This window comes from Aquimarina sp. AWH4_224 (assembly GCF_056160245.1).
Genome location: NZ_JBSWWU010000072.1, coordinates 1 through 344, shown reverse-complemented (window position 1 = coordinate 344; position 344 = coordinate 1). Strand labels below are relative to the sequence as shown.

Annotated in this window: 1 protein-coding gene; it reads left to right on the top strand. The window is 31.4% G+C overall.

The window, feature by feature from the left end:
- The coding region (locus ACXAGJ_RS24745; RefSeq protein ID WP_474843875.1) for a hypothetical protein at nt 1-256 on the top strand (256 nt) is incomplete at its 5' end.
- Between the last annotated feature and the right edge of the window lie 88 nt (nt 257-344).

The window sequence follows — 344 nt, the reverse complement described above, 5'->3', positions numbered from 1 at the left end:
TAAAAGGTCAAATGTGGCTTTATCGATAATTTCAGGGATTTTGTTGTCCATAATACCAGTAGGTATTTTATTTAAACTTCAACATTGGCCGAGAGCTATGTTTTATCTAAAATCGGGTATCATAACAGGAATAATCTTAATTGGAGTGGTTTGGTTTCTTAAAACAAAAGCTTCAAGAGAGTTAACTATTTATTATAGAAATATGATGATCCGAACAATAACACTAACTCTTTTAAGTACCTTATTTTACTTTTAAATGATGGATTCCAAGATAAGCAAATTGATAAGTTATTGGTTACGACATCAACCGGAAGATGGAGGCATTGAATTAGACCAATACGGTT